We start from the raw sequence: 6,807 nt of genomic DNA on the forward strand, positions 1-6,807 counted from the left end.
AAAATCTGGATACCATTATGCTGAGTCGTAATGAATGCTTCTTTACATTATAGAAGGAAGTTCTTAGAAAATACATAGATTTGTATATCATAATATAAAAAAGTTGCCTTCTACTAATCATGCACAACATTGTTTAATCTACAAGCAGAAAGGGAACAGCAAAAATGTCAACCCTCCCTTTAATATTAAACAAATTTTCGTAAATTGAAACCAAATAATCGTGTTGAAAGTGTACAACGAACATACATAAAGTTGTCGACAATGGCATTAGCATAAAGATTAATTGTTGCAAACAGTAGTCACTATTTAACGAATATAATCTTTTTGAAGGTACTAGATGGCATATGTGAAATTTTGGAGATGAAAATTGGAGGGTTAAATGAATAATCAAAAATTTAATGAGTTTATTAAAATAGCTAAAAAACTAAATGAAATTAAAATTATTCCATTGTTAATGGGTTCGGTTGGCTTAGAAGTAGTTACAGGGGAAAATTGGGAAGCTCAAGACTTAGATATTCATGTACCTGGAGATAAAAGAGGGTGGGAAGTTCCCCCTGAAATATCCATACATAACTGGATTGATATTGTGAAAATCATGGAATCAATGGCATATAGCTTAATTGATTTACATGAACATGAATTCACTAAAGAGGGGCTATCAGTTCAGTTCGGTATTATTGACACTTTACCAAATTTCGCAGGAGTACAATTAGATGATTTAGAAATGCAGCAAAAGGAAGAGGTCAAATATTACTTATTAAATCCTGCGCAATATTTATATGTTTACAAGGCCTCATCTAAGGATAGTTATAGAGCAGACAAAAATAATAATAAAGATTTGATAAAAATAGATTTCTTAAAAAACATGGGATGCTAATTTAATTGTCCTAATAAGTGCTTTAATTGAAGAGATAACAAAATTGGCGTAGCAGTAAATTTGATTGCTGTACAAAAAGGATAGATGTAAGCAGGTATCCACCCGTTTCATCTATCCTTTCTTTTTTAGCTATATGTTGTTGGACATTATAACGTACTTTATGGTTTCTTAAAGTTGAGAAAATGCATAGTCGACAGCTTCGATTGTTTCTCGAATATCTGCTTCTGTATGCTCAGTTGTTAAAAACCATGCTTCATATTTAGATGGTGCGAGGTTAATGCCTTGTCCAAGCATTAGTTTAAAGAATCGACCGAAAATTTCTCCGTCAGAATTTTCGGCTTGCTCATAGTTTTCAACTTTCACATCTGTAAAGTAAATCGTTAGTGCACCCTTTAGACGATTTAAAGTAATCGTTACGCCATGCTTTTTGGCAGCAGTTAAAATACCTTCTTCTAAAATCGCACCAAGTCGATCCATTTCATCGTAAACACCTGGAGTGGCTAATACTTCTAAGCAAGCTATACCCGCTTGCATCGATGCAGGGTTCCCAGCCATTGTCCCTGCTTGGTATGCTGGTCCAAGTGGAGCAACTGTATCCATAATTTCTTTACGACCACCGTAAGCGCCGATTGGTAAACCACCGCCAATAACTTTTCCTAGTGCAGTAAGGTCTGGCGTTAAACCGAGTAGTGTCTGTGCACCACCGTAATGGAATCGGAATGCCGTAATCACTTCATCATAAATTGTCAGTGCACCTTTTTCTTTCGCTGTTGCATGCACTAATTGTAAAAATCCAGGGTTCGGTTCAACAATACCGAAGTTTCCTACGATTGGTTCAATTAAAATCGCAGCGATTTGGTCGCCCCATGTTTCCATCGCTTCTGTAAATGCTTGGGGATTGTTAAATGGTACGGTAATGACTTCTTCTGCTGTTGCAGTCGTTACACCTGCTGAATCTGGTGTGCCTAATGTAGCTGGACCAGAGCCAGCCGCTACTAATACTAAGTCAAAGTGTCCGTGGTAGCAGCCAGCAAACTTCATAATTTTTGTACGGCCAGTATAGGCACGAGCAACACGGATAGTTGTCATCACTGCTTCTGTACCTGAATTGTTAAAGCGTACTTTATCCATTGAAGGGATGGCTTCTTTTAGCATTTTAGCAAAAGTGACCTCGTATTCAGTTGGCGTACCAAATAATGTACCGTTTTCAGCGGCATTAGAAATCGCCTTTGCAATATGTGGATGGCCATGACCTGTAACAAGTGGACCGTATGCAGCTAAATAATCAATATAACGGTTGCCGTCAACATCCCAAAAATAAGCGCCTTTTCCTCGAGCCATTGCAACGGGTGAGCCCCCACCGACTGCTTTATATGAACGAGAAGGGCTGTTCACACCACCAACGATATGTAAAAGCGCTTCTGCGTGTACTGCTTCAGATTTTGAGTGATTCATAACTATGCCTCCTAAGTAATTATACTTAACCTATTGTAGACCTATCAGTGTAAGAAATCCAAAGAAAATAAGGGATATGACTTGATTTGTTACTTAGAGTAAAATAAGAAATGCAAAAGGAGGAGATTGTTATGACATTAGTAGAAGGACAGAAAGCACCGAATTTTTCACTTGTTAATGACAAAGGGGAGCATGTGCAATTAGCAGATTTTAGGGGCAAAAATGTCATTTTGTATTTTTATCCGAAAGACATGACACCAGGTTGTACAACAGAAGCATGTGATTTCCGCGATAAGCATGAAGACTTTAGCCAGTTAAATGCTGTTGTATTAGGCGTGAGCCCTGATAATGCCCAAAAGCATACAAAATTTATTGATAAGCATGGGCTGCCTTTTTCCCTTTTAGTGGATGAGGATCATGCTGTAGCGGAGGCTTATGGCGTTTGGGTATTAAAGAAAATGTATGGACGCGAATATATGGGAATTGAACGTTCAACCTTTTTAATTGATACAGCTGGTAATCTTATAAAAGCGTGGCGCAAAGTACGCGTGAAAAATCATATCGAAGAAGTGTACACATATTTAGCAAATCAGGAGGAACATTCATGAGAATTTATTTTACATTTGAACCAAGACCCGATTTACGTGAACCGTTAGTAGAAGAATTTTCACAATGTGATTTCGTTTTTGAAAATGGTTTATCTACGGATGAACTTCAAAAAGCAGATGTACTAGTTACATATGGCGAAGATTTAAATGATGATAATATGCAGTATGCTACGAAACTAAAATGGATTTTCGTTGCTTCTGCAGGAGTAGAAAAAATGCCTGCTCAAGCAATTATTGATCGGGGGATTTTAGTATCTAATGTACGAGGTATTCATAAATCACCTATGGCTGAGTCGATGCTTGCTCATATTTTAGCCATTAAGCGTGCATTACCATGGTTATATGAGCATCAAAAGAAAAAAGAATGGTCGAAGAAAGGGAAGCAAACGGAATTAAGAGATAATACAGCCCTTATACTAGGACCTGGAGCGATCGGCTCGGAAGTAGGTCGCTTATTACAAGCATTTGGTGTAACGACAATTGGCTGTAACCGTTCTGGTAAAGCTGCGCCTCATATGGATGAGATGGTAAGTTTCACTCAGCTAACAGAAGCTTTGCCAAAGGCAGATATCGTTATTTCCGTATTGCCAAAAACCGAAGAAACTACGCATTTATTGAAGGAAGAGCATTTTAGTGCAATGAAAAACGATGCCATTTTCATGAATTTTGGACGTGGAAATTTAGTAGATGAAAAGGTTCTTATTCATGCTATGGAAACAGGTGAAATAGGCTATGCCGTATTAGATGTGTTTGAAAAAGAACCACTTAGTGCAAATAGTCCATTATGGACATGTCCAAATGTCATAGTATCTCCGCATGTTTCAAGTCATTCTTCTCGCTATGTAGAAAGAAGCTTAGCTATTTTTAAGCCGAGTTTGACAAAATGGTTAAATGGCGAGACAGCACTAGAAAATGTCGTGGATCTATCGAGAGGATATTAAAAAGTAATTTAATTTAGCTGATGCATAGGACGAAAGTTGACAGATGTTAGCTTAATTCGATACACTAATTGTAACAATTATAAATTAATAATACTTATGAAAAGGGGTGCATGACGATGTCTATACCGCATTTACAGGATGCACTTGACACGTTAAAAACAACTGGTGTACGCATTACTCCTCAGCGTCATGCTATTTTAGAATATTTAATTCAATCGATGACACATCCAACTGCGGATGAAATTTATAAAGCGCTTGAAGGAAAATTTCCAAATATGAGTGTGGCAACTGTCTACAATAATTTACGTGTTTTCCGTGAAGTAGGGTTAGTGAAAGAGCTGACTTATGGGGATGCCTCTAGCCGTTTTGATTTTGTTACAAATGATCACTATCATATGATTTGTGAATGCTGTGGTAAAATTGTCGATTTCCATTACCCAGGTTTAGATGAAATCGAACACTTCGCCTCACAAGTAACAGACTTTGATGTGCATACACACCGTCTAGAGATTTATGGTACGTGTCCAGCATGTAAAGATGTAGCAGCGAAAGTACAATAAGTTTTCTTGGAGTTTTTACGCAAGCGTATGAATGAAAACGTTTAAAAAGCAAGTGGGCAATTAGCTCGCTTGCTTTTTATTATGGAGTGCGAGAAATGCTCTTAAAACAGACTGGAAATTTTCGATATTAATAATATGGGTGATGACACGAAGGTGAAGGGCTTTTTATTATACTGCGTCGAGGTTGTAGCTTATTAAACAAGTATCTCTTAAAACAATTAATTAGGAGGGATTTAATGAATGTACAATTAGGGAGTAGTAATTACTTTAGTACAGTAAAAAAAGAAGAACGATTGTCTGACAATTTATTTTTAGCAAACAAAAAAAGAAAAGCAACCTACGAAATAATAAAAGAGAATGGTTATGTACGTCATATAGTAACGAAGGAAAATGGTGAAAAAGTAATTGTTAGAGAAGTGAAAATTCCAAAACATGAAATACAAGATCAATCCTCTGGTGACATCAACGATATGATTACGCAAAAGTTAGTAGCGCAAATGATTAAATCGTTCGATGACAGACAGCACCAGCAAAATTTTTTTAAAACTGGCATAGCTGGTCAAAAGGAAAAACAAATTTCTAAATATATAGTGAGCATATAATTCGGTTTATTACTATTAATAGTAGTGGTTATAATACTAAAAAAATTCCTAGCTCTTATATGGGGCTAGGAATTTTTTGCTTTGTTATTATAAGATTGATCGAACTCTTTTCCTTCAAGTGTTGGATCTAGTGTTAATGGTTCGTTACAGTACATGCACATATCGACACGACCTAAAACTTTCGTATGCTTATGGCAATTTGGGCATTCTACTTGAACTGCTCTTGTTGAGAGAAGTCCGATCCAAGCATAGACAACTGTACTACCGATAATACATAGTAAACCAAGCGTCATGAAGATTAAGACAAGGATGGGATTGTTTTTGAAGAATATTCCCCCATACATAACAACAAAGCCGATAAAAATAAGTGCTAATGCAAAAGAACGGATTTTATTAATTTTACTTTTGTAAGGTTTCATACAATATCTTGCCTCCCAATCTAAAATCTACTATAACATATAAGAACAAAGTATTTTAGTTTTGACTAAAAGGCAAAGAAGGAATACTTTCAGAGTATGTCGAAATTTTAACGAAATAAAGTCATATAACAAATAGAGGAGGACTGAACATGGAGCAAGTTTTGCGCCCAATATATCAAGAACGTGCGAGTCAGTCTAATACGTTAGGTGTCATTTTAATGGAGAAGCGTGAGGAACAAAGTAATGTTACTGACACATTCGATACCATATTACTCATTATTGTAAAGGAAGCGGAGCAACCTGTTTTCTCAAAGCATTATTTATATGATGGGAATAAGGTAGCCTTACATACTGTTACAGAAAAATTGTTACGCAAGTGGTTACTAATTGGCTCTAACAAAAAAGTAGTTGATTGGATTTTCTTTGGTAGAGTGTTGTTTGATCGTAATGAATTCCTTCATAAATTAAAAATTGAACTACAAGAGTTTCCGTTCAGCGGTAGGAAAATTAAGACGGGTATTCAATTTTCAAAGTTAATTCGACGCTATTTAGAAGGAAAAGAATATTTTGATAAGGGAAGCTATTTAGATGCCTACAATCATGTTGTGGATTCTTTGCATCACTTAGGGCGATTGTCCATTATAGACAGTGGGTTATATCCAGAAGTTACAGTATGGGCGCAAGTGAAAAAGATAGAGCCTGCTATTTATAAGTTATATGAAGAACTTGTTATGAGCAGTGAGCCAATTGAAAAGCGATTAGAGCTTTTATTTTTGGCAAGTGAGTTTTTAATTCATTCACGAACACAGGATGGAGCTCAACATATATTAGAAGTAATGCAAACAAAAGAGACATGGACGATTCAAGAATTACATGATCATCATGAGCTTGTGAACTATTCCGTAGACTTAGAAGTATTTGTAGAGTATTTAGTTGATAAAGGCTACATTCTTATTGAGCCTGTCGTTGCAAAAAGCGAAATGATTTTCCACCGACACTATAAGGTGAACAAAGAGTCTATAGAATTTAAATAAGCCATATAGTATGCTAGTAATCGAGGTATAAAAAATACCTCGATATTTTTTCAAAAAAAGTATTGACGATTAATATATTGATATTGTATTATATTAATTGTCGCTAAGACATAACAAAAACACTTAGAAAATCGAGTGAAAAAACTTTATAAAAGTTGTTGACACAAAATGAGTGAGATGTTATTATAAAGAAGTCGCTGAAAAACGACAAACAATATGAACCTTGAAAACTGAACAAGCAAAACGTAATCAATATAGTTTTTAGTAGCTAACTTCGTTAGTGAACAAAACAAAATTTTGGACATCAAAAT

Annotated in this window: 8 protein-coding genes; 6 read left to right on the top strand and 2 right to left on the bottom strand. The window is 35.8% G+C overall.

Features of this window, described 5'->3' with window-relative positions; genetic code table 11:
* The first annotated feature begins 379 nt into the window (after nucleotides 1-379).
* Nucleotides 380-877, top strand: coding sequence for a phosphoribosylanthranilate isomerase (locus tag ACIQ1H_RS20680; protein WP_402891566.1), 498 nt, complete (start codon nucleotides 380-382; stop codon nucleotides 875-877).
* Nucleotides 878-1,045: 168 nt separating this feature from the next.
* Here the strand turns inward: ACIQ1H_RS20680 and ACIQ1H_RS20685 are convergent, their stop codons facing one another.
* Nucleotides 1,046-2,332: a glutamate-1-semialdehyde 2,1-aminomutase gene (locus tag ACIQ1H_RS20685; RefSeq protein WP_402891568.1), complete on the bottom strand. Its 1,287-nt coding sequence runs from the start codon at nucleotides 2,330-2,332 to the stop codon at nucleotides 1,046-1,048.
* 131 nt (nucleotides 2,333-2,463) lie between these two features.
* On the opposite strand from ACIQ1H_RS20685, the gene bcp reads away from it, so the two are divergent.
* From bcp to ACIQ1H_RS20705, 4 genes are all read left to right on the top strand, one after another.
* A complete protein-coding gene (bcp, locus tag ACIQ1H_RS20690; protein ID WP_173479553.1) occupies nucleotides 2,464-2,940 on the top strand; it encodes a thioredoxin-dependent thiol peroxidase in 477 nt (158 codons plus the stop codon).
* Nucleotides 2,937-3,881: a D-2-hydroxyacid dehydrogenase gene (locus ACIQ1H_RS20695; RefSeq protein WP_402891570.1), complete on the top strand. Its 945-nt coding sequence runs from the start codon at nucleotides 2,937-2,939 to the stop codon at nucleotides 3,879-3,881. The genes bcp and ACIQ1H_RS20695 overlap by 4 nt, the downstream gene beginning before the upstream one ends.
* Nucleotides 3,882-3,997: 116 nt before the next feature.
* Nucleotides 3,998-4,441 carry a peroxide-responsive transcriptional repressor PerR gene (gene perR / locus ACIQ1H_RS20700; RefSeq protein WP_173479551.1) on the top strand — a complete coding sequence of 148 codons (444 nt, stop codon included), beginning with the start codon at nucleotides 3,998-4,000 and terminating at the stop codon, nucleotides 4,439-4,441.
* A gap of 236 nt (nucleotides 4,442-4,677) precedes the next feature.
* Nucleotides 4,678-5,043 (top strand): hypothetical protein, encoded by a 366-nt coding sequence (locus ACIQ1H_RS20705; RefSeq protein ID WP_402891572.1) that lies wholly within the window; start codon nucleotides 4,678-4,680, stop codon nucleotides 5,041-5,043.
* A 65-nt stretch (nucleotides 5,044-5,108) separates the two neighbouring features.
* Here ACIQ1H_RS20705 and ACIQ1H_RS20710 read toward each other — a convergent pair whose 3' ends face one another.
* Nucleotides 5,109-5,462, bottom strand: a complete 354-nt coding sequence (locus ACIQ1H_RS20710; protein ID WP_173479549.1) for a YgzB family protein — start codon at nucleotides 5,460-5,462, stop codon at nucleotides 5,109-5,111.
* 149 nt (nucleotides 5,463-5,611) lie between these two features.
* Between ACIQ1H_RS20710 and ACIQ1H_RS20715 the strand changes: the two genes are divergently transcribed.
* On the top strand, nucleotides 5,612-6,496 hold the full coding sequence (locus tag ACIQ1H_RS20715; RefSeq protein WP_402891575.1) for a nucleotidyltransferase-like protein: 885 nt from the start codon (nucleotides 5,612-5,614) through the stop codon (nucleotides 6,494-6,496).
* The last annotated feature ends 311 nt before the right edge of the window (nucleotides 6,497-6,807 follow it).

It is taken from the genome of Lysinibacillus sp. NPDC097279, assembly GCF_044761745.1.
Classification (GTDB): Bacteria; Bacillota; Bacilli; order Bacillales_A; family Planococcaceae; genus Lysinibacillus.

What these genes read in the sequence shown, in the direction of transcription:
- perR (WP_173479551.1), top strand. Translation starts at nt 3,998, where the DNA reads ATGTCTATACCGCATTTACAGGATGCACTTGACACGTTAAAAACAACT.
- ACIQ1H_RS20715 (WP_402891575.1), top strand. Translation starts at nt 5,612, where the DNA reads ATGGAGCAAGTTTTGCGCCCAATATATCAAGAACGTGCGAGTCAGTCT.
- ACIQ1H_RS20710 (WP_173479549.1), bottom strand. Translation starts at nt 5,462, where the DNA reads ATGAAACCTTACAAAAGTAAAATTAATAAAATCCGTTCTTTTGCATTA.
- ACIQ1H_RS20695 (WP_402891570.1), top strand. Translation starts at nt 2,937, where the DNA reads ATGAGAATTTATTTTACATTTGAACCAAGACCCGATTTACGTGAACCG.
- ACIQ1H_RS20705 (WP_402891572.1), top strand. Translation starts at nt 4,678, where the DNA reads ATGAATGTACAATTAGGGAGTAGTAATTACTTTAGTACAGTAAAAAAA.
- ACIQ1H_RS20685 (WP_402891568.1), bottom strand. Translation starts at nt 2,332, where the DNA reads ATGAATCACTCAAAATCTGAAGCAGTACACGCAGAAGCGCTTTTACAT.
- ACIQ1H_RS20680 (WP_402891566.1), top strand. Translation starts at nt 380, where the DNA reads ATGAATAATCAAAAATTTAATGAGTTTATTAAAATAGCTAAAAAACTA.
- bcp (WP_173479553.1), top strand. Translation starts at nt 2,464, where the DNA reads ATGACATTAGTAGAAGGACAGAAAGCACCGAATTTTTCACTTGTTAAT.